Source organism: Methylobacterium sp. CM6247, assembly GCF_054817925.1.
The window spans coordinates 2,135,806-2,154,868 of the sequence record NZ_JBTXKX010000003.1 but is presented as its reverse complement, the minus strand read 5'-3'; the positions used below and the strand labels follow the sequence as shown (position 1 = coordinate 2,154,868).

The following is a 19,063-nucleotide window of genomic DNA, read 5'->3' as shown; positions in this document are numbered from 1 at the left end:
CGTCAGATGCTGACGCAGAGTGGAAGTCCGGCGCCTGCCGCCGATGTGCTGCAGACTTCGGAATCCGATCCGCTGGCGGCTTTTTCCGACCGTTCGCTGCTGATCGTGGATGACGATCGGCCGTTCTCGACCCGCCTGGCGCGGGCGATGGAAGCTCGGGGTTACGACGTGCAGGTGGCCGAAAGCGTCGCCGAAGGCGTCTCGCTCGTCGAGAACCGCGCACCCGCATTCGCGGTCATCGACATGCGGCTCGGCGACGGCAACGGCCTCGACGTGATCGCGCGGCTGAAGGAGAAGCGCCCCGAAGCGCGGGGCGTCATCCTGACCGGCTACGGCAACATCGCCACCGCCGTAACGGCGGTGAAACTCGGCGCGTTCGACTATCTCGCCAAGCCGGCCGATGCGGATGAAATCCATGGCACGCTGATGGCCCAGCCGGGCGAGCGGGCCGACCCGCCGGAAAACCCGATGTCGGCGGATCGCGTCCGCTGGGAGCATATCCAGCGCGTCTACGAGTTGTGCGGCCGGAACGTCTCCGAGACCGCCCGCCGGCTCAACATGCATCGGCGCACGCTACAGCGCATCCTCGCCAAGCGCGCGCCGCGCTGATCCAACCCCGACGACGGGCTCGGTGGCGTGATGTTGCGTGGAACCGGACCGGCGCTGTAAAGCACCGGTCTCCCGCCGCAATCGCTGCACCGGGGCCGACGGAGACGTATCCCCGTGAACACGCGCAACCTGATCACGATCGTCAGCATGATGGTGCTGGTGGGCACCGAAGTTTTCGCAGTGGCTATCGCTGCCGGTTGGGCATTGGCCGGTCTGTTCGATCTCGGCGACACCGTTGGCCATGTGCTGATGGTCCTGTTCAGTTCGATCGCCGCCTGGATCATGCTGCAGCTCTGGCGCCGGGCGGTGAGCATCGAACCGATTCGCAACGCCGCGCCCGCGGCACGCCGCTGATCGGGCGATACGCGTCGCATCTCGAACTCGGGTCCGCTCTGCGTCTCGGGCTGGACTGCGCACCACCGCTACGATGGCCCCGCCGCGTTGCATGGTCGGCATTTCCCGACTATCGCCTGACGGGCCGAGCCACAGCATCGAGTCCGAACCCATGAAAGCCCGCATCATCGTCACCCTGAAGACCGGCGTGCTCGACCCTCAGGGCAAGGCGATCGAAGCCGCGCTCTCGTCCTTCGGCATTTCAGGGATCGAAGGTGTCCGCCAGGGCAAGGTGTTCGATGTCGAGATCGCCGACACCGATCCTGCCAGCGCCGAAGCGATTCTGAAGAGCGCCTGCGAGAAGCTTCTGGCGAACACGGTCGTCGAGAATTACGAGATCGAGATCGTCTGATGCGCGCCGCGATCGTCGTCTTTCCCGGCTCCAACCGCGACGGTGACGTCGCCCGCGCCCTGCGCCTCGCCGGCGCGGAGGTGGTCAAGGTCTGGCACACCGATACGGCGCTTCCCGCCGGAACCGATCTCGCGGTCCTGCCCGGCGGCTTCTCTTACGGCGACTATCTCCGCTGTGGCGCCATCGCCGGCCGAGCAGCCGCGATGGACGCCGTTCGTGACCACGCCGCGCGCGGCGGACTGGTGCTCGGCATTTGCAACGGATTCCAGATTTTATGCGAATCGGGCCTGCTGCCCGGTGTGCTCATGCGCAACGTCGACCGGCGCTTCATCTGCCATCGCCAGATGCTGCGGGTGGAGCGCGCCGATACCCGCTTCACCTCGGCCTATACCAAGGGACAGGTGATCGACGTCTGCGTGGCGCATGGCGAGGGTAATTACTTCGCGGATCCCGAGACCATCTCCCGGCTCGAAGGCGAAGGCCGCGTGGCCTTCCGTTATGCCGATGCGGCTGGCGAGCTGACCGTGGATGCCAACCGCAATGGCTCGCTGAACTCCATCGCCGGCATCTACAGCGAAAAGCTCAACGTGCTCGGGATGATGCCCCACCCGGAGAACTTCGTCGAAGGTCTCATCGGCGGGGTCGACGGGCGCGGGTTGTTCGAGAGCCTCGCGGCTTAGTTCGAGAGCCCCTCTCCCCTTTGCGGGAGAGAGTGCCTGCGAAGCAGGCGGGAGAGGGGAAGACTTCTTCCGAAGATGGCACTCCCCTGATCCGACCCGCCGGCGCGGGCCGCCTTCTCCCGCACAAGAGAGAAGGAAGCGGCGCGCACTCAATGCCCGTCGAATTCCATCAGCGTCCGCACCGGAACGTCGAGGTCGCGCAGCTTCTGCGCTCCGCCGATCTCGGGGAGGTCGATGACGAAGCAGGCAGCCACCACCTCGGCGCCGATCTGGCGCAGCAGGTTCACCGCCGCGCAGGCCGTACCGCCGGTGGCGATGAGGTCGTCCACCAGCAGCACCTTGTCGCCCGGCTTGATGGCGTCCACGTGGATTTCCATCTCGTCAGTGCCGTATTCCAGGGCGTAGGCGATGGAGACGGTCTTGTGGGGCAGCTTGCCCTTCTTGCGGATCGGCACGAAGCCCGATGAGAGCTGATGCGCCACCGCGCCGCCGAGGATGAAGCCCCGCGCCTCGATTCCCGCCACCTGATCGATCCGCCCGCCCGCGAAAGGGTGGACGAGCGAATCCACCGCCCGGCGGAATGCGCGCGGGTCGCTCAGCAGCGTGGTGATGTCGCGAAAGACGATGCCGGGCTTCGGGTAATCCGGGATCGAGCGGATCGAATCCTTCAGCGCGGAGTGGCGGCGGGCTTCCATTTGGGTGGCTCTCTTCAGCAAATTCTGTCGCGGCTTAGATCAGATGCGGTGCCCCGGGACCAGAGGGGCATACCCGTCCGGTCGCCGATCCCGGCGCCGCATGGCGCCATCGCGGTCAGTGTTCCCGGCCCTCGCCCCCCTTCTCGTGGACAGTTGGAACTGACTATGATGCGCCAGCGAGGTGAAACATGACGGATTTACTGGAGAAGGCGGTCGAAGCAGTCCGGCGGATGCCGCCTGCAGATCAGGACACGATTGCACAGGCCATCATCAGCATGACGGAGATCGGCGGCGCGGACGATATCGACCCGGACCATCTCCAAGACGTGCTGGACGCCATGGCGGAGGTCGGCCGCGGTGAATACGCCTCGGCCGAAGAAGTCTCAGCGGCTTTTCGGAGCTTCGAACGGTGAAGCTCCTCGTCTCCGCAACGGCCACGCGGAGGCTGCGAGAGATCGCGGATTATATCCATGAACGGCATCCCGCTGCCGCGCGAAGCGTCGGTAGGGCCATCGAAGATGCGTTCGACCTCGTCGGCCGCTATCCGGAGGTGGGGCGGCGTCTGCCAAAGCGCGTGCGCCGGTTCGCAGTGCCTCGCTTGCCCTATCTTATCTACTACACGGTCGACGATCGCGCGGACGCGGTCGTCATCCTGACAGTCAGACACGGAGCCCGGCGCCCGAGCACATGACCTAGGCCCGGCTTCGCGCCTTCAGGCGTTGGCGCGACGCAGGATCTTCACGAGGTCGCCGTGCAGGCTCTCGTTGCCGGCGGCCACCGAGCGAGCCGCGAGAGGCTCCGCGCCGCCATCCGCGCTGGTGACGAAGCCACCGGCCTCGCGCACCAGGATGATGCCGGCCGCGATGTCCCAGGTTTGGAGGTCACGCTCCCAGTAAAGGTCCGAGCGACCGCAGGCGACGTAGGCGAGATCGAGGGCGGCCGAGCCGAAGCGGCGGGCGCCGCCGGTCACCGCCATCACGGCCGCGACCTCGCGCAGGAGCTTCGGGTGGTCGCCGCGTCCGAGATAAGGCGAACCATAGGCCACGAGGGCGTCGGCCATGTCGGTCCGGCCGGAGACGCGCAGGCGGCGATTGTTGAGATAGGCGCCCTTGCCGCGTTCGGCCACGAACAGCTCGTCCTTGGCCGGATCGTAGATAACGCCAGCGACGATCTGGCCATCGCGTTCGAGACCCACCGAGATCGCGAAATGGGGGATGCCGTGGAGGAAGTTAGTGGTGCCATCGAGCGGGTCGACATGCCAGGTGTGGCTCTTGTCCTGCCCTTCGATGTTTCCCGATTCCTCGAGAATCAGGCCGTAGCCGGGACGCGCCTTCATCAGGGCGTCGCGCAGCACCTCCTCAGCCTTGCGGTCGGCGGCAGAGACGAAGTTGCCGGGGCCCTTGCGCGAAACCTGGAGGTTCTCGATCTCGCCATAGTCACGCTTGAGGCCGCGGGCGGCCTTGCGGACGGCGTCGACCATGACGGTCATGAGGGGTGAGCTGATCATCGATGCAAAGGTCCGGGTCGATTCAAAGAACGGTCTCACGCGGCCATAGCATGTTTGCGGCGCGTCTCACCCCTCGCCGATGCGGGGCAGAAGAGAAACGCGCGCAGGCTCCCATGGATGCCGAATTGACACTTGCCCGCGTTGCGCGGGCTTACTCCACCTTCATCCGTGCCTCGGCCAGGCGCTCGGCGCGGCCGCGCTCCTCGGCGGTGAGGCCGGCTAGGGTCTCGTCGAGCTTCGGATCGGAGCGCCCCTGGGCGGCGGCGGCGAGATTCCAGGCAGCCGCCTCGACAGGGTTCTTTTGGATACCCCGTCCCAGGGCATAGAGGATGGCCACGCGATTCTGCGCGATGGCGTTGCCGCGCGACGCAGCGTGGAGGAAGTAGCGGGCCGCGCGGGCCTCGTCCTTCTCGACGCCGATGCCGTTGAACAGCAGGATCGCGAACTCGACCTCGCCGGCGAGATCGCCGTTATCGGCCGCGCGGCGGAACCACTCGGCCGCCTGTTTGGGATCCTTCGGTACTCCCCTCCCCTGGAGGTAGAGCACGCCAAGATCGTGCTGGGCAGGGCCGATCTCGCCCTCGGCCGCCTTGCGGAACAAGTCGGCGGCCTTGGCCTCGTCCGGCTCGGTCCCCGTCCCGATCAGGATCAAGGCGAGGTTGTAGGCGGCCGTGGTGTCGCCCTTCAGGGAGGCCTGTTCGAGCCAGCGGCGCCCGGCTTTCGGATCCTTCGTGCCGCCACGGCCATCGATCGACATCAGGCCGAGGGAGGCCATGGCGTGGGTGTCGCCCTGGTTGGCGGCCAGACGATACCATTCGGCCGCCTTCACCGGGTCCTGCTTGACCCCGAGGCCCTGGTTGTAGAGCTCGCCGAGCAGCGTCATCGCCGCGGCGTCCTTATTGTCGGCGGCGATCCGCTTCGTCGCCTCGCGGAAGGCGGTGGTATATTGCCCGCGCTGGTAAGCGCCGAACGCGATATCCGGCTCGGTCTTCGAGCGGGGTGGCACGGCGCCAGCCGCGCCGATGGAATACGGGGTCGGGAGGTCCCGCAGCTGCCCCTTCAGAGTTTCCTTGGGACGAGACGTCAGGGATTGCGGCACGGCCGGATCGGTCGGCATCACCTTCGGCGCTTCTGCCAAGGCGGCGGACGACCAAGCCTCGGCCAGGGCGAGAGCGAGGGCGAGCTTGCGAAGCGCCCTCACGTATCAGCCTCCGAAGCTGCGACCTGTGCCTGGATGGCGCGGATATCGGCCCCTTCTCCCATCCACAGATGGCTCTCGAGCCCGAGGAATTCCGCTCCCGTCGCCAGGAGCCCATCCACCTGTGCGAGGTCATGGGCAACGGCGATGCACGGTGTCTCGAAGATCTCGACCCACCATTGTGCGCGCTCGCGCACGGTATCGGCATCGGGCGCGATCCCGTCCGAGTAGATCCCCCCGAACATCACGTAATCGACACCGGCCTCGCCGGCTTCCATGGCCGCGTGCTTCTGCTCATGCCCACCGGCCCCGAGGATACGACCGTCGCTGAGGCGCTCGCGCAGATCCTGCAGGGCACCGTCGCGCGCCTTGTCGAGATGAACGCCGTCCGCCCCACCCCGCGCGGCCACGCTGACCACGTCGCCAGCGAAGTCTGAGACCGTGATGACCAGGGCGGCGCCAGTCGACTGCGCCGCCGGAGCGAGGCGCTTGACGAGGTTCACGAGGCTGCGCTCGTCGGCCGGGGCGAGCCGCAGGAGCACCGCCGCTACGTCCCCCGCCGCACAGGCGGCGGTCAGCGCTTCGGCGAGGGCATCGGCCCGGTCGGAATCCACCCGGTGGGGAGACAGCAGGGCGAGGCGGGTGCGGGGTTCGGCCATTCTTCTCGTCCTAACAGCATCATCCCGAGACGCGGGCTCCGCGTCTCGGGGACAGGCGATGCGAGATCACCGCGTCACGGCGTGGTTCCGGATGCGATCCGAAAGCATGAAACAGCGACTCAGGCGGCGCCGATCTTCGGGTCGAGCGAGCCGTTGGCATAACGCTTGGCCATCTCGGAGACCGAGATCGGGCGGATCTTCGAGCCCTGGCCGGCGGTGCCGAACGCCTCGAAACGCTGGCGGCAGAGCTTCGTCATCGCGTCCATGGCGGGCTTCAGATACTTGCGCGGGTCGAACTCGGCCGGGTTCTCGGTGAGCACTTTCCGGATCTGGCCGGTCATGGCCATGCGGTTATCGGTGTCGATGTTGATCTTGCGCACGCCGTGCTTGATGCCGCGCTGGATCTCGGCCACCGGCACGCCCCACGTCGGCTTCATCTGGCCGCCATAGGAATTGATGATGTCCTGCAGGTCCTGCGGCACCGAGGAAGAGCCGTGCATGACGAGGTGGGTCGTCGGCAGGCGGCGGTGGATCTCCTCGATCACGTTCATGGCCAGCACGTCGCCATCGGGCTGGCGGGTGAACTTGTAGGCACCGTGGCTGGTGCCCATGGCGACGGCGAGCGCGTCGACCTTGGTGGCGGAGACGAACTTCACCGCCTCTTCCGGGTCGGTGAGAAGCTGGTCGTGGCTCAGCACGCCCTCGGCGCCGTGGCCGTCCTCGGCCTCGCCCTGGCCGCTCTCCAGCGAACCGAGCACGCCGAGCTCGCCTTCCACCGAAACGCCGGCCCAATGGGCCATGCGGGTGACGTTGCCGGTGATCTCGACGTTGTAGGCGTAGTCGGCGGGGGTCTTGCCGTCGGCCTTCAGCGAGCCGTCCATCATCACCGAGGTGAAGCCGTACTGGATGGCGGTGGCGCAGGTGGCTTCGTTGTTGCCGTGGTCGAGATGCATGCAGACGGGGATGTGGGGATAGATCTCCACGAGGCCGTCGATGAGCTTGGCGAGCACCACGTCGTTGGCATAGGCGCGCGCACCCTTGCTCGCCTGCAGGATCACCGGCGAATCGGTGGCATCGGCTGCCGCCATGATGGCCAGCCCCTGCTCCATGTTGTTCAAATTGAAGGCCGGCACGCCGTATTCGTATTCGGCGGCGTGATCCAGGAGCTGCCTCAGGGTGATGCGTGCCATTGGTCTCTCCTCAAACGATGGGGCCGACGCGATAGGCCGCCATCCACTGAAATATGCCTGCCTTGTCGGACCTTACCGGGTCCGTCGCAACTCCATCCCGAAGCCTTCGGCGACAGAGCGCTGTGTCGTCATCCCAAATTCCCACCCCAAACACCTCATCCTCAGGTGCCGAAGCGGAGCGAAGGCCTCGAAGGAACCCTCTGGTTCGCCCGGAGGATGCCGGAGCCCTCCTTCGAGCCCCGCTGCCGCGGGCGCCTCAGGATGAGGTGATGGGACCTGGGATGGAACCGGTCACCCCTTGACGCGCAGGGCCTCGACGCCGGGCAGGACCTTGCCTTCCAGCCATTCGAGGAACGCGCCACCGGCGGTGGATACGTAGGAGAAATCGTCGGCGACGCCGGCATGGTTGAGGGCGGCCACCGTGTCGCCGCCGCCCGCCACCGAGACGAGCTTGCCGGCCTTGGTGCGTTCGGCCGCGTGGCGCGCCGCCGCCACCGTCGCGGCGTCGAAGGGGGTCAGCTCGAAGGCGCCGAGAGGGCCGTTCCAGACCAGGGTCGCAGCCTCGTCGATGGCAGCGTCGATCTCGGCCACCGAGGCCGGGCCGGCATCGAGGATCATGCCGGTCTCCGACACGGCGTCGACGCCCACGATCTCATGCGCCGCGTTGGCTTTGAACTCGGCCGCGACCACCGCGTCGACCGGCAGGATGATGCGGCACTTGGCGGCTGCGGCGGCGTCGAGGATGCGGAGCGCCGTCTCGGCGAGATCCTTTTCACACAAGGACTTGCCGACGGCTTTCCCTTGGGCGTGCAGGAAGGTGTTGGCCATGCCGCCGCCGATGACGAGCATGTCCACCTTGGCGACGAGGTTCTGCAGGAGATCGATCTTCGACGACACCTTGGCGCCGCCGACCAGAGCGATGACCGGCCGTGTCGGCGACTCGAGCCCCTTGGTCAGGGCGTCGAGCTCCGCCTGCATCAGCCGGCCGGCATAGGCCGGCAGTACATGGGCGAGGCCCTCGGTCGAGGCATGGGCGCGATGCGCGGCCGAGAAGGCCTCGTTGACGAAGACGTCGCCGTTGGCGGCGAGCGCCGCCACGAAATCGGCCTCGTTCTTCTCTTCGCCCGTGTGGAAGCGGGTGTTCTCCAGGAGGAGGACGTCGCCATCCTTCAGTGCCGACACGGCCGACGACGCCGTCTCCCCGATGCAATCCACCGCAAAGGCGACCGGGCGGCCGAGATGCTGGGATAGCGCGGAGACCACCTGCTTCAGCGAATCGGCCACCACCGGCTTGCCCTTGGGGCGACCGAAATGCGCCAGGAGCACCACGCGCCCGCCGCCATCGGCGATCTCCCGGATCGTCGGGACGATCCTTTCGATGCGGGTCGCGTCGGTGACGCGTTCCCCCTCCATCGGCACGTTCAGGTCGACGCGGAGAAGCACGCGCTTGGCCTGGAGGGAGCCGGCATCGTCGAGGGTGCGGAAAGCGGTCATCCTGGCCTTCAGTGTCGTCGAGAGAAATATCAGCGCGGGGTGATGAGCCCGTCGAGATGGAAGCGCTGGGCGGCAATGGTCAGCACCACGGTGAGCACGGCGGTGATGATCGCCGTCAGCACCAGGGCACCGGAACCGGGCAGCCGGCGCGTGCGGTCGGCGACGGCGCGGACTTCGCTGCGCAGGGCGGCGAGATCGGATTGGCGCGCCGCCTCGCTCATGCGGGTGGTCGCCCCCTCGATCTTCTCCTCAACGCGGGAGAGCAGGGCCTCGGAGCGGGCGTACTTGTCCTCGATCCGCGCGCACTTATCCTCGATGCGAGCGAGTTGGTCGCTGCCGGGCGAGGATGGGGTGGGCGCGGATTGAGCCAGGGGCTCGGCCTTGCCGACCACCACCGGCGGCACCGCCTGCTGGTTGGCGATCGCCTGGGTCTCGGGCACCGGCGACGGCGCCGCACCCGCTGTGCTCTCGGACGTCTTACTCTCAGAATTCTTGGCGCCCGGGATGAAGCTGGTTCCGGTCGACGGGGTCGGCGAAGGCTCGGTCATGTCGGACGCACCATTGCTGGTCGATCAAAGGGTGTCGTTCACGAGGCATCCCGGGCGGCCCACGGGCCGCCCGGAAGCGCTGCTCTCAGAGCAGCTTTCCCATCGCCACGGCGGTGTCCGCCATGCGGTTCGAGAAGCCCCACTCGTTGTCGTACCAGGAGAGGATACGCACGAACGTGCCGTCCATCACCTTGGTCTGGTCGAGGTGGAACGTGGACGAGTGAGGATCGTGGTTGAAGTCGATGGAGACGTTGGGCTGGTCGGTATAGGCCAGCACGCCCTTCAGCGGACCGTCGGCCGCGGCGCGGATCGCGTTGTTGATCTCCTCGACGGAGGTCTGGCGCTTGGCGGTGAACACGAGGTCGACGGCCGAAACGTTGGGGGTCGGCACGCGGATCGAGGTTCCGTCGAGCTTGCCCTTCAGCTCCGGCAGGACGAGGCCGACGGCCTTGGCAGCGCCCGTGGAGGTCGGGATCATCGACAGCGCGGCGGCACGGGCCCGGTACAGGTCCTTGTGCATCTGGTCGAGGGAGGGTTGATCGTTGGTGTAGGAATGGATCGTCGTCATGAAGCCGCGCTCGATCCCGACGAGATCGTTGAGCACCTTCGCCACCGGTACGAGGCAGTTGGTGGTGCAGGAGGCGTTCGAGATCACGAGGTGGTCGGCGGTCAGCTTGTCGTGGTTGACACCGTAGACCACGGTCAGGTCGGCACCGTCGGCGGGGGCCGAGACGATGACGCGCTTGGCGCCGGCATCGAGATGGGCCTTGGCCTTGTCCTTCGAGGTGAAGATGCCGGTGCATTCGAGAGCGATGTCGACGCCGAGCTCGCGGTGCGGCAGCTCGGCCGGGTTGCGCACGGCGGTGACCTTGATGCGCTGACCGTCGACGACGATGAACTCGCCATCCACTTCGACCTTGGCGTTGAAACGGCCGTGGATGGAGTCGAAGCGCAGCAGGTGGGCATTGGTCTCGACGGGGCCGAGATCGTTGATCGCGACGACTTCGATATCCTTGCGGCCGGCCTCGTGGATGGCGCGCAGGATGTTGCGGCCGATGCGTCCGAACCCGTTGATGGCAACCTTCACCGACACGGCGTGAATCCTTCTATGTACCGGGCGCCGACCTCGCGGAACCCGTAAGCAGCAAGAGCGAGACAGCGGGCCGGAGGGGCGGAGCCGCCATTCGGCGTCGCTGTGTCATGTGCACCGTTGAACGTCAGATGAACCGCATCGCCCGTCCTCGACCCCTCATGCGCCCATGAATGGACCGATGCGGGAACGAGTATTGAACGGGTCACGGGCTCGAATTCCCAATCCGACGGTCGGTTCGAGGAGCGCGCGGTCTCTAACATGAGGGAAACCGCTGGCAAAGGTTTTGCCTGATCGATTCGTTCTCCTTCCCCGCATATGATGGCAAAGCAGCGATTTCGCGCGCGTATCGGTAGCGATTTGGCTACAAATCCGATTTTCCGAAACAAGTGGACGGGCAGATCCATGACCCGGCGGAAGGTACAACGATGATCCCGACGCCCGAGCGGCCGAACGTCGACCACGCCCTTGCCCGGCTGGAGACGGCCCTGACCCGGCTGGAAGCGTCGGTGACCCATCGCCTCGAAGCCGAGCGCGAGCCCGGCGACCTGGAGACGGAACTCGCGATCATGGCGGAGGACCGGGCGCGCCTCGCGGCGGAGCTCGACGCTGCCAGCGCCCGCCTCGCCACGGTGGAGGCGACGACCAGCGATGTCGGCCACCGCCTCGGCCGGGCGATCGAAGCGGTGGAGGGCGTGCTGGCCCATCCCCGCGCCGCGCGTTAAACCCGCCTCTCTCACACCAACCCTATCGGACATGCCTCAGATCAGCGTCACCATCGACGGCAAGAGCTACCGGATGGCCTGCGCCGAAGGCGAAGAGGCGCATCTCTCGGCGCTGGCCGCGGAACTCGACACCCGCGTGACTGGGATGCGGAAATCCTTCGGCGAGATCGGCGACATGCGTCTTCACGTCATGGCCGCCCTGACTCAGGCGGACGAATTGGCGGAACTGAAGCGCCGTCTCGCAGACCTCGAGACAGAGACGGCGGCCCTCCGGGACCGTGTCGAGAGTGCGGATTCCCTCCGTGCCGAAGAGGAGGCTCGCATCGCGGACGGGCTCGGCCGTGCGGCGGACCGGATCGAGCGTCTGGCTCACGCGCTGGCGGCGGGATGAGGGCCTCTGGCGCATGATTGCACGCGCTCCCCCCTGGCGCCCACGGCCGGCCGACGCTACATGAGGGATGCGGTGCTGCGGGGTTCGTCAGGAGTACTTTTCCCCGGGGCCTTATCGACTCCCCAGGGAGCTGTCCCTGGCCCTGTCCCTGGACTTGGCCAACACGGCGCCCACCTACACTGTAGGTTTCCCGGGATCGCAACTCCAACGGCTCACGTGGCTCCGCACTCTGATTTCCCCGCCCTGAAGGCCGCCCTTCGCAAGGATGCCCTCGCCCGCCGCGATGGCCTCGCCCCCGAGACCCGCCGGGTCGGCGGATTACGGATCGCCGAGAGCGTGATGCAGGTCGAGCCCCTCGCCCAGGCTCCCATCGTCGGTGCCTTCTGGGCGATCCGCAGCGAAGTCGATCCCCTCCCTCTCATCGGGATGCTGTTCGCGCGCGGCCAGCGAGTCGCCCTGCCGAAGGTGACGCCGGAGGGCCTCGTCTTCCGCGAATGGCGCGCCGGTGAGGCGCTGGTTCCGGGTTCCTTCGGTCTCAGCGAACCGCGCGACGACCTGCCCCCCCTCGATCCTACCGCCCTCATCGTTCCGCTCGCCGCCTTCGACCGGCGCGGGCACCGCATCGGCTACGGACGCGGCTATTACGATCAGGCCATCGATCGGCTCTCCCGCAACGGCCCCGTCCTGACGATCGGCATCGCCTTTTCCGTGCAGGAGGTGGAGTACGTGCCCTCCGAGCCGCACGACCAACCCCTCGACCACCTCATTACGGAAGCGGGACCGGTCCCGCTCGTCCGGGACTGACAGCGACGCATGCGACTTCTCTTCCTCGGCGATGTGGTGGGCCGCCCCGGCCGCAATGCGGTGATGGACCGGCTGCCGAAGCTGCGTGAGCGCTGGCGCCTCGATTGTGTGGTCATCAACGGCGAGAACGCGGCCGGCGGCTTCGGCATCACCGAGGCGATCTGCGACGAACTCCTCCAGGCGGGCGCCGATGCGGTGACGCTGGGCAACCATTCCTTCGACCAGCGCGAAGCCCTCGTCTTCATCCAGCGGCAGACGCGCCTCGTCCGCCCGGCGAACTATCCGCCTGGCACGCCGGGACGCGGCGCCACCGTGGTGGAGACGCGGGGCGGCGCCCGCGTCCTCGTTCTCAACGTCATGGGCCGCATCTACATGGATGCGCTGGACGATCCCTTCGCCTCCGCCGAGCGCGAACTCTCCGCCTGCCCCCTCGGCGAGGTGGCGGACGCCGTCATCGTCGATGTCCATGCCGAGGCCACCAGCGAGAAGCAGGCTTTCGGCCACTTCCTCGATGGCCGCGCCAGCCTCGTCGTCGGCACCCATACGCACACGCCCACCGCCGACCACCGCATTCTCCCCGGCGGCACCGCCTACCTGTCCGATGCGGGCATGTGCGGCGATTACGATTCGATCCTCGGCATGCAGAAGGACGAGCCCCTGCGGCGCTTCCTGCAGAAGACCCCCGGCACGCGCCTGGAAGCGGCGCAGGGTAAGGGCACGTTATGCGGGATCGCCGTCGAGACCGACAATGCCACGGGGCTCGCCACCATGGTCTCGGCAGTACGCCTCGGGCCTCATCTGGAAGAAACTTGGCCTCGCGCCTGGGATTAACCCTGTTGAGCTGGTGATGAGTTTCGCGGCGGCTTGATCGAGCGGTGGCATGAAGCCAATGTGCGGGCACATTCGCCCCGCCCATTTTATGCCCCAGCGCAGAAGAGTCCCAGACAACCCATGGCGACCCGCTCCGCGACTGCCCCCCTGAGCCGCCCGGGCATCTACTTGGTCCGGATGCTGGTCTTCCTGACCCTCGTCGGGTTCCTCGCCTTCGTCTTGTTCCGGCAGATCACGCCGGCTTTCCTGGCCAATGCCGGGTTGAACGGGCTGATCCTCGGCGTCCTCCTCATCGCCATCCTGCTCGCCTTCGGCCAGGTGATCCGCCTCTTCCGCGAGGTCGCCTACGTCAACGCGGTCGCAGCCGGTGAGGGGTCGGCCAAGCCGCCCTCGCTGCTGGCGCCGCTCTCCCCGGCGATCCTGGCGCGCCGTGAGGGGACGACGCAGGCCGGCGTCCGCTCCTATCTCGACACCGTGGCCGCCCGCCTCGACGAGGGCCGCGAGATCCTGCGCTACGTCGCCGGGCTTCTCATCCTGCTGGGACTGCTCGGCACATTCTGGGGGCTCATCGACACGCTGGGCGCGGTGGGCAGCGTGATCCAGAGCATGCGCGGCGGCGGCGAAGCCAGCGCGATGTTCGACGAATTGAAGAGCGGCCTCGCCAAACCGCTTTCCGGCATCGGCCTCGCCTTCTCGGCCTCGCTGTTCGGCCTCGCGAGCTCGCTCATCACCGGCTTCCTCGACCTACAGGCAGGCCAGGCCCATGCCCGCTTCCACAACGAGCTGGAGGATTGGCTGGTCTCCGGCGAGGAGCAGGCCGCGGTGGCGCGTCCCGTGACAGCGCAAGAGCCGGCCTCGGCCCGTGAACTCACCGAGGCGGTGGACAAGCTGGCGGCCATCATCTCGGAGGGCGCCAACGGCCGCGTGGCGACTCAGGCGATGACCAACCTCGCCGAGGGTATCCAGGGTCTCGTCCAGCACATGCGGGCCGAGCAGCAAATGATCCGCGACTGGGTCGAGGCGCAGGCGACGCGGGAACGTGAACTCAAGCAGGTGCTTGACCGGCTCGGCCGCGAGAAGGCCTGATGGCTTCGCTGCGCACGCGCCGGGACCGGAGCCTGAACGTCTGGCCCGGCTATGTCGACGCCCTGGCGACGCTGCTGCTCGCCGTCGTCTTCCTGCTGACGATCTTCGTGGTCGGACAGTTCTTCCTGTCCCAGGAGATCACCGGCCGCGATTCGGTGCTGAACCGGCTCAACCGGCAGATCGCGGATCTCACCGATCTTCTCGCCCTGGAACGCTCCAATCGGCGGGCGCAGGAGGAGAAGGCCTCGAACCTGCGCACGACGCTTCTCGGCACCGAGGCCGAGCGCGACAAGCTGAAGGAACATGCGGGCGCTGCTGCGAGCAGTGACGGTCGCCAGGGCGAAGTCGACAAGCAGCTGGTGGCCGAACGTGCCACCAATGCACGCGCCGCGTCGCAGATCGATCTCCTCAACGAACAGATCGGCGCCATGCGCCGCCAGCTCGCCGCCCTCGAGGATGCGCTGGCCGCGAGCGAAAGCCGCGACCGCGAGAGCCAGGCCCGCATCGCCGATCTCGGCAGCCGCCTCAACGTGGCCCTCGCCCAGAAGGTGCAGGAACTCGCACGCTATCGCTCGGACTTCTTCGGCCGCCTGCGCCAGATTCTCGGCAACCGCAGCGATATCCGCGTGGTCGGCGACCGTTTCGTCCTGCAATCTGAGGTGCTGTTCCCGGCGGGCTCGGCGAGCCTGAAGCCCGAGGCGGCGCCCGAACTCGACCGGATCGCCACGGCCATCCTCGATCTGTCGAAGCAGATCCCGGCGGACATTCCCTGGGTCCTGCGTATCGACGGGCATACCGATGCCCGTCCCATCGCCAGTTCGCAATTCCCGTCGAACTGGTCGCTTTCGGCGGCCCGCGCCATCGCCGTAGTGCAGTACATGGCCGGCAGGGGCATCCCGCCCCAGCGCCTGCTCGCTGCTGCCTTCGGCGAGTTCCAGCCCATCGAGGCCGGGACCAGCGACGACGTCTACGCCCGCAACCGCCGCATCGAGCTGAAGCTCACCGAACGTTAAGGCGGGCCCCCTACCGCAAAGGTGCCAGCGCCACCGCCCAGACGACGAACGCGCCGGAGAGCAACCCGAAGGCCATGAATTCCACCGCGCCGGTCAGGATCATCCGCTTGAGCATTGTGATCGCCTCTCGTTGACGCGGCGATCTTTGTTCTTGTTTTGTTCTGTGTAAAGCGGGCATTTCGTTTGCGTCGCGATGTGGTTAGCACACCGTTAACGTACGGACAGGGCGCGGCGCCTAACCCCATGCGCCCGGCCTCGAGGGTCTCCTCCGCCTGCCGAAATGCTCCCCTCACACCGGGCGGGGGATCCTCACGATCGCCCGCCAAGCTTCGTGCGAGAGGAGACAAATAGTCCTCCCCGCGCAACCCGTTCGATTCTAAAGCACTTGAAAGGACGATCGGGCCGAAGAACCGCGGACAACACTCCATTCTTGGCCATTTTCGCTATCCTATGTGAATGGTCGAATGCGAATACATCTCGTTGCCATTGGTTCTCACGGCGACATCCTTCCTTTTCTGGCCATTGGCGCGGAATTTCTTCGTCGCGGACAAGACGTGATCCTGGCCGCCCCCGCCCCGTTCGCGGATCACGCGGCGCGAATCGGCCTGCCCTTCCATTCCCTCGGGGACGATTGCGACTACCGCCGCATCACCGCGGATCCCGAGCTCTGGCATCCGCGCCGCGGGGCCGCCGCCCTGTTCGGAAACATGGCCGCCGCCACCGAGCAGACCTATCGCTGGATCGCCGCGAACGCGCGCAAGAGCCACTCGATCGTGGTCGCCTCGACGCTGGCCTTCGGCGCACGCGTGGCACAGGAGAAGCTACGCCTTCCTGTCATTACCATCCACGCGATGCCGCTGCTGATGGAGAGCCGTTATGCCTCCCCGATCCTGCCGGGCGTGCCGCTCCCCGCCTGGACGCCGTCCCGGATTCGCCACTGGGTCGGCCGGGGCGCCGACAAATACGTGATCGGCCCGGCCGCCCTGCCGACCATCAACGCGTTTCGGCAGGAACTCGGCCTCAAACCCGTACGTCGGCTGCGCTACTGGTGGAACAGCCCCTCCCGTGTCCTGCTGCTCTTTCCCGACTGGTTCGCGGCCTCGCAGCCGGATTGGCCCCGGCAGGCCATGCATGTGGGCTTTCCCATCGCGGATCGCTTCGGTGACACGGACCACCTCGCGCCCCGTCTCACGCGGTTCCTGAGGGGTGGGGATGCTCCCCTGGTCTTCACTTACGGATCGGCCATGCGCCAGGCATCGGGCTTCTTCCGAACCGCCCTCGCCATCTGCGAGCGTCTGGGGCGGCGGGGCGTGCTGCTTGCTCCAGAGCTTGGTCAGGTTCCAGAGTCCCTGCCGGAGACCCTGATCCATGTCCCCTACGCGCCGCTCAGCGCTTTGCTGCCGCACGCGGCGGCGCTGATCCATCATGGCGGCATCGGCACCGTGGCGCAGGCTTTGGCCGCCGGAACGCCGCAGATGATCGTCCCGGTGGCGTTCGACCATTTCGACGAGGCGGCGCGGGTGAAACACCTTCGTGCCGGCACGAGCCTCAGCCGGCGGCGTTTCACGCCCGGGCCCGGTGCGCGCCGGCTCCGCCGCCTCCTCGCTTCGCCAGAGGTGGCCCAGGCCTGCCAGGAGCTGAGGTTGCGCTTCAACGGGCTGGACGGCGTGTCGGCCGCCTGCGACGCGATCGAACAAATGGCGCCCCGCCGTCGCTGACGGGGGCAGCTCCATTATACAAATGCAGCTGCAGATTCGGCTTTACGCCAGTTGCTCGATCATGCCGTCGCGGATGGTGACGCGCCGGTCCATGCGGGCGGCGAGCTCCATGTTGTGGGTGGCGACGAGGGCCGCGAGGCCGGAGGCACGCACCAGCGAGACAAGAATGCCGAAGACATGAGCCGCCGTGTGCGGGTCGAGATTACCGGTGGGCTCATCGGCCAACAGCAGGCGCGGGCCGTTGGCGACCGCACGGGCAATGGCGACGCGCTGCTGCTCGCCGCCCGATAATTCGGCCGGGCGGTGAACAAGGCGCTCCTTCAGGCCGAGGAAGCTCAGAAGTTCGGTGGCGCGCGCCTTGGCCTCCTTTGCGCCGAGGCCACGGATGAGCTGGGGCATCACCACGTTCTCCAGGGCCGAGAATTCCGGCAGGAGATGGTGGAACTGATAGATGAAGCCCATCTCTTCGCGGCGGAACCGCGTGCGCTCGGCATCGGGCATCGCCGCCGTGGGCTGGCCGCCGATATAGACCTCGCCGCCATCGGGTCGCTCCAGCAGGCCCGCGAGATGCAGAAGCGTCGATTTTCCGGCCCCTGAGGGTGCCACCAGAGCCACGAGTTCGCCCGGCCAGATCGCGAGATCGGCCCCCCGCAGGATGTCGAGGGCTCCCGTTCCTTGCGCGTAGCGGCGTTCGACTTTGGCGAAGAACAGGGCCGGGACCGGCGGCGCGCCGGCCTCGTCGGCAGAGGTGGTCATGATGGTTGAATCTCCCCTCAGCCGTAACGCAGGGCCTGGACCGGATCGAGCCGGGCGGCGCGCCAGGAGGGATAGAGCGTCGCCACGAGCGACAGGGCGATGGAGGTGAGGACCACCACGGTGATCTCACTGGAATTCATCTCGGCCGGAATCTCCGCGAGGAACCGCACGGTCGGATCCCAGGCGGAGGGAAACAGGACCCGCTGGATCGGCTTGATGTTGAGGGTGATGAGGACACCGAGGGCGAGTCCGCTCAGCGTCCCGACGACGCCGATCAGCGCCCCGTTGATGAGGAAGACCCGCATCACCGTGCCGGGCGTGGCGCCCATCGTCCGCAGGATCGCGATATCGCTGGACTTGTCACGCACCAGCAGGATCAGGCCGGAGACGATGTTGAGGGTCGCCACCACAACAATCAGGCTGAGGATGAGGAACATCACGTTCCGCTCCACCTCCAGCGCCCCGAAGAAGGTTCGGTTGCGTTGGCGCCAGTCGGTGAGAAGCACGGGCCGCTCGGCCGCCATTTCAAGGTCGGGCCGCAATTGCGCCACCGCATCGGCGTTGTCGAGATAGACCTCGATGAGGCTGACATCGCTGTCACGGTTGAAGAAGGCCTGGGATTCGGCCAGCGGCATGAACACGAAGGTGGCGTCGAACTCGGTCATGCCGATCTCGAAGATCGCCTTGACCGTATAGGCCTTCGTGCGCGGCGCTGTGCCGAACGGTGTCGTCGCCCCCTTCGGGGTGGATAGGGTGATCTGGTCGCCGGCCTGGACGCCGAGGGACTCGGCGAGCCTCCGGCCGATGGCGACCCCGGTTCCGTCGTCGAATCCGTCGAGGGTGCCGCCCCGGATGGTCTTGGCGATGGATCCGATGGACCCGATGTCCTCGCCGCGGATACCCCGGACCAGCACGCCACTGCCGCCATAAGGCGAGGACGCGAAGGCCTGCCCTTCCACCAGCGGGATCGCCGAGCGGACGCCGGCCACCTTGGAGAGCCTGTCGGAAAGGTCGACGTAATCGGTGAACAGCTTGTCGATCGGCGTGACGAAGACGTGGCCGTTGATACCGACGATCTTGGAGAGCAGTTCGGTGCGGAACCCATTCATCACCGAGAGGACGATGATGAGGGTGGCGACGCCGAGGGCGATGCCCAGGACCGAGAAGAAAGCCACGACGGAGACGCCGCCGCCGCGCCGCCGGGCCCGCATGTAGCGCCCGGCAATGATCCATTCGAAGGCCGCGAAGGGCGGCGTGCTGCCGCGCTTGAACAGGCCGGAGAGACCCGCCAGCCGTTCCTTCACCGTCTCTGCCAGAGCCATGC

Annotated in this window: 23 protein-coding genes and 1 other RNA gene; 14 read left to right on the top strand and 10 right to left on the bottom strand. The window is 67.0% G+C overall.

The window, feature by feature from the left end:
- The first annotated feature begins 6 nt into the window (after positions 1–6).
- The 4 genes from ACYQOP_RS10995 (at position 7) to purQ (ending at position 2,034) form a co-directional block, all read left to right on the top strand.
- Positions 7–609, top strand: a complete 603-nt coding sequence (locus ACYQOP_RS10995) for an ActR/PrrA/RegA family redox response regulator transcription factor (protein WP_056434713.1) — start codon at positions 7–9, stop codon at positions 607–609.
- A 114-nt stretch (positions 610–723) separates the two neighbouring features.
- Entirely contained in the window at positions 724–963 is a 240-nt protein-coding gene (locus ACYQOP_RS10990; protein ID WP_056434314.1) for a hypothetical protein, read from the top strand.
- 151 nt (positions 964–1,114) lie between these two features.
- Positions 1,115–1,354 (top strand): phosphoribosylformylglycinamidine synthase subunit PurS, encoded by a 240-nt coding sequence (purS, locus tag ACYQOP_RS10985; RefSeq protein WP_056434316.1) that lies wholly within the window; start codon positions 1,115–1,117, stop codon positions 1,352–1,354.
- Positions 1,354–2,034 carry a phosphoribosylformylglycinamidine synthase subunit PurQ gene (purQ, locus tag ACYQOP_RS10980; RefSeq protein WP_207412279.1) on the top strand — a complete coding sequence of 227 codons (681 nt, stop codon included), beginning with the start codon at positions 1,354–1,356 and terminating at the stop codon, positions 2,032–2,034. The genes purS and purQ overlap by 1 nt, the downstream gene beginning before the upstream one ends.
- Positions 2,035–2,183: 149 nt before the next feature.
- Here purQ and ACYQOP_RS10975 read toward each other — a convergent pair whose 3' ends face one another.
- Positions 2,184–2,729 (bottom strand): adenine phosphoribosyltransferase, encoded by a 546-nt coding sequence (locus ACYQOP_RS10975; RefSeq protein WP_027170828.1) that lies wholly within the window; start codon positions 2,727–2,729, stop codon positions 2,184–2,186.
- Between the two features lie 188 nt (positions 2,730–2,917).
- Here ACYQOP_RS10975 and ACYQOP_RS10970 point away from each other — a divergent pair, with 188 nt between their 5' ends.
- Entirely contained in the window at positions 2,918–3,142 is a 225-nt protein-coding gene (locus ACYQOP_RS10970; RefSeq protein ID WP_056434318.1) for a hypothetical protein, read from the top strand.
- Positions 3,139–3,420, top strand: a complete 282-nt coding sequence (locus tag ACYQOP_RS10965) for a type II toxin-antitoxin system RelE/ParE family toxin (protein ID WP_461222384.1) — start codon at positions 3,139–3,141, stop codon at positions 3,418–3,420. Before ACYQOP_RS10970 ends, ACYQOP_RS10965 begins: the two co-directional genes overlap by 4 nt.
- Positions 3,421–3,441: 21 nt before the next feature.
- Here the strand turns inward: ACYQOP_RS10965 and ACYQOP_RS10960 are convergent, their stop codons facing one another.
- From ACYQOP_RS10960 to gap, 7 genes are all read right to left on the bottom strand, one after another.
- Positions 3,442–4,236: an inositol monophosphatase family protein gene (locus ACYQOP_RS10960; protein WP_461222383.1), complete on the bottom strand. Its 795-nt coding sequence runs from the start codon at positions 4,234–4,236 to the stop codon at positions 3,442–3,444.
- A gap of 151 nt (positions 4,237–4,387) precedes the next feature.
- On the bottom strand, positions 4,388–5,437 hold the full coding sequence (locus ACYQOP_RS10955) for a tetratricopeptide repeat protein (RefSeq protein WP_461222382.1): 1,050 nt from the start codon (positions 5,435–5,437) through the stop codon (positions 4,388–4,390).
- Positions 5,434–6,093: a thiamine phosphate synthase gene (locus ACYQOP_RS10950; RefSeq protein WP_461222381.1), complete on the bottom strand. Its 660-nt coding sequence runs from the start codon at positions 6,091–6,093 to the stop codon at positions 5,434–5,436. The genes ACYQOP_RS10955 and ACYQOP_RS10950 overlap by 4 nt, the downstream gene beginning before the upstream one ends.
- Positions 6,094–6,212: 119 nt before the next feature.
- Positions 6,213–7,283: a class II fructose-bisphosphate aldolase gene (gene fba, locus ACYQOP_RS10945; protein WP_461222380.1), complete on the bottom strand. Its 1,071-nt coding sequence runs from the start codon at positions 7,281–7,283 to the stop codon at positions 6,213–6,215.
- Between the two features lie 291 nt (positions 7,284–7,574).
- The gene (locus ACYQOP_RS10940; protein WP_461222379.1) at positions 7,575–8,777 is read right to left on the bottom strand and encodes a phosphoglycerate kinase; all 1,203 of its coding nucleotides are present in this window, start codon (positions 8,775–8,777) and stop codon (positions 7,575–7,577) included.
- Positions 8,778–8,806: 29 nt separating this feature from the next.
- Entirely contained in the window at positions 8,807–9,325 is a 519-nt protein-coding gene (locus tag ACYQOP_RS10935; RefSeq protein WP_461222378.1) for a hypothetical protein, read from the bottom strand.
- An 85-nt stretch (positions 9,326–9,410) separates the two neighbouring features.
- Positions 9,411–10,418 (bottom strand): type I glyceraldehyde-3-phosphate dehydrogenase, encoded by a 1,008-nt coding sequence (gap, locus tag ACYQOP_RS10930; protein WP_056434335.1) that lies wholly within the window; start codon positions 10,416–10,418, stop codon positions 9,411–9,413.
- A gap of 425 nt (positions 10,419–10,843) precedes the next feature.
- Between gap and ACYQOP_RS10925 the strand changes: the two genes are divergently transcribed.
- The 8 genes from ACYQOP_RS10925 (at position 10,844) to ACYQOP_RS10890 (ending at position 16,983) form a co-directional block, all read left to right on the top strand.
- Positions 10,844–11,140: a DUF4164 domain-containing protein gene (locus ACYQOP_RS10925; protein WP_056434715.1), complete on the top strand. Its 297-nt coding sequence runs from the start codon at positions 10,844–10,846 to the stop codon at positions 11,138–11,140.
- 31 nt (positions 11,141–11,171) lie between these two features.
- Positions 11,172–11,531, top strand: coding sequence for a cell division protein ZapA (locus tag ACYQOP_RS10920; RefSeq protein WP_056434337.1), 360 nt, complete (start codon positions 11,172–11,174; stop codon positions 11,529–11,531).
- Positions 11,532–11,600: 69 nt separating this feature from the next.
- A non-coding RNA gene (ssrS, locus tag ACYQOP_RS10915) (6S RNA) lies at positions 11,601–11,758 on the top strand.
- Positions 11,748–12,335 (top strand): 5-formyltetrahydrofolate cyclo-ligase, encoded by a 588-nt coding sequence (locus ACYQOP_RS10910; RefSeq protein WP_461222377.1) that lies wholly within the window; start codon positions 11,748–11,750, stop codon positions 12,333–12,335. The genes ssrS and ACYQOP_RS10910 overlap by 11 nt, the downstream gene beginning before the upstream one ends.
- Before the next feature lie 9 nt (positions 12,336–12,344).
- Complete coding sequence (locus tag ACYQOP_RS10905; RefSeq protein ID WP_311276248.1) at positions 12,345–13,166, top strand: TIGR00282 family metallophosphoesterase; 822 nt, start codon at positions 12,345–12,347, stop codon at positions 13,164–13,166.
- A gap of 120 nt (positions 13,167–13,286) precedes the next feature.
- Positions 13,287–14,252: a MotA/TolQ/ExbB proton channel family protein gene (locus ACYQOP_RS10900; RefSeq protein ID WP_461222376.1), complete on the top strand. Its 966-nt coding sequence runs from the start codon at positions 13,287–13,289 to the stop codon at positions 14,250–14,252.
- Positions 14,252–15,265 (top strand): peptidoglycan -binding protein, encoded by a 1,014-nt coding sequence (locus tag ACYQOP_RS10895; RefSeq protein ID WP_461222375.1) that lies wholly within the window; start codon positions 14,252–14,254, stop codon positions 15,263–15,265. Before ACYQOP_RS10900 ends, ACYQOP_RS10895 begins: the two co-directional genes overlap by 1 nt.
- A gap of 464 nt (positions 15,266–15,729) precedes the next feature.
- On the top strand, positions 15,730–16,983 hold the full coding sequence (locus tag ACYQOP_RS10890; protein ID WP_461222374.1) for a glycosyltransferase: 1,254 nt from the start codon (positions 15,730–15,732) through the stop codon (positions 16,981–16,983).
- A 42-nt stretch (positions 16,984–17,025) separates the two neighbouring features.
- Here the strand turns inward: ACYQOP_RS10890 and ACYQOP_RS10885 are convergent, their stop codons facing one another.
- Positions 17,026–17,739: an ABC transporter ATP-binding protein gene (locus tag ACYQOP_RS10885; RefSeq protein ID WP_056434349.1), complete on the bottom strand. Its 714-nt coding sequence runs from the start codon at positions 17,737–17,739 to the stop codon at positions 17,026–17,028.
- A 17-nt stretch (positions 17,740–17,756) separates the two neighbouring features.
- Positions 17,757–19,061 carry a lipoprotein-releasing ABC transporter permease subunit gene (locus ACYQOP_RS10880; RefSeq protein ID WP_207412264.1) on the bottom strand — a complete coding sequence of 435 codons (1,305 nt, stop codon included), beginning with the start codon at positions 19,059–19,061 and terminating at the stop codon, positions 17,757–17,759.
- Positions 19,062–19,063: the final 2 nt, after the last annotated feature.

Excerpts from the sequence above, each read along its gene's own strand:
- ACYQOP_RS10935 (WP_461222378.1), bottom strand. The coding sequence starts at position 9,325 with ATGACCGAGCCTTCGCCGACCCCGTCGACCGGAACCAGCTTCATCCCG.
- ACYQOP_RS10920 (WP_056434337.1), top strand. The coding sequence starts at position 11,172 with ATGCCTCAGATCAGCGTCACCATCGACGGCAAGAGCTACCGGATGGCC.
- ACYQOP_RS10895 (WP_461222375.1), top strand. The coding sequence starts at position 14,252 with ATGGCTTCGCTGCGCACGCGCCGGGACCGGAGCCTGAACGTCTGGCCC.
- ACYQOP_RS10970 (WP_056434318.1), top strand. The coding sequence starts at position 2,918 with ATGACGGATTTACTGGAGAAGGCGGTCGAAGCAGTCCGGCGGATGCCG.
- purQ (WP_207412279.1), top strand. The coding sequence starts at position 1,354 with ATGCGCGCCGCGATCGTCGTCTTTCCCGGCTCCAACCGCGACGGTGAC.
- ACYQOP_RS10880 (WP_207412264.1), bottom strand. The coding sequence starts at position 19,061 with ATGGCTCTGGCAGAGACGGTGAAGGAACGGCTGGCGGGTCTCTCCGGC.
- ACYQOP_RS10940 (WP_461222379.1), bottom strand. The coding sequence starts at position 8,777 with ATGACCGCTTTCCGCACCCTCGACGATGCCGGCTCCCTCCAGGCCAAG.
- ACYQOP_RS10995 (WP_056434713.1), top strand. The coding sequence starts at position 7 with ATGCTGACGCAGAGTGGAAGTCCGGCGCCTGCCGCCGATGTGCTGCAG.
- ACYQOP_RS10925 (WP_056434715.1), top strand. The coding sequence starts at position 10,844 with ATGATCCCGACGCCCGAGCGGCCGAACGTCGACCACGCCCTTGCCCGG.
- ACYQOP_RS10900 (WP_461222376.1), top strand. The coding sequence starts at position 13,287 with ATGGCGACCCGCTCCGCGACTGCCCCCCTGAGCCGCCCGGGCATCTAC.
- ACYQOP_RS10885 (WP_056434349.1), bottom strand. The coding sequence starts at position 17,739 with ATGACCACCTCTGCCGACGAGGCCGGCGCGCCGCCGGTCCCGGCCCTG.
- ACYQOP_RS10890 (WP_461222374.1), top strand. The coding sequence starts at position 15,730 with ATGCGAATACATCTCGTTGCCATTGGTTCTCACGGCGACATCCTTCCT.
- purS (WP_056434316.1), top strand. The coding sequence starts at position 1,115 with ATGAAAGCCCGCATCATCGTCACCCTGAAGACCGGCGTGCTCGACCCT.
- ACYQOP_RS10975 (WP_027170828.1), bottom strand. The coding sequence starts at position 2,729 with ATGGAAGCCCGCCGCCACTCCGCGCTGAAGGATTCGATCCGCTCGATC.
- ACYQOP_RS10905 (WP_311276248.1), top strand. The coding sequence starts at position 12,345 with ATGCGACTTCTCTTCCTCGGCGATGTGGTGGGCCGCCCCGGCCGCAAT.
- fba (WP_461222380.1), bottom strand. The coding sequence starts at position 7,283 with ATGGCACGCATCACCCTGAGGCAGCTCCTGGATCACGCCGCCGAATAC.
- ACYQOP_RS10960 (WP_461222383.1), bottom strand. The coding sequence starts at position 4,236 with ATGATCAGCTCACCCCTCATGACCGTCATGGTCGACGCCGTCCGCAAG.
- ACYQOP_RS10950 (WP_461222381.1), bottom strand. The coding sequence starts at position 6,093 with ATGGCCGAACCCCGCACCCGCCTCGCCCTGCTGTCTCCCCACCGGGTG.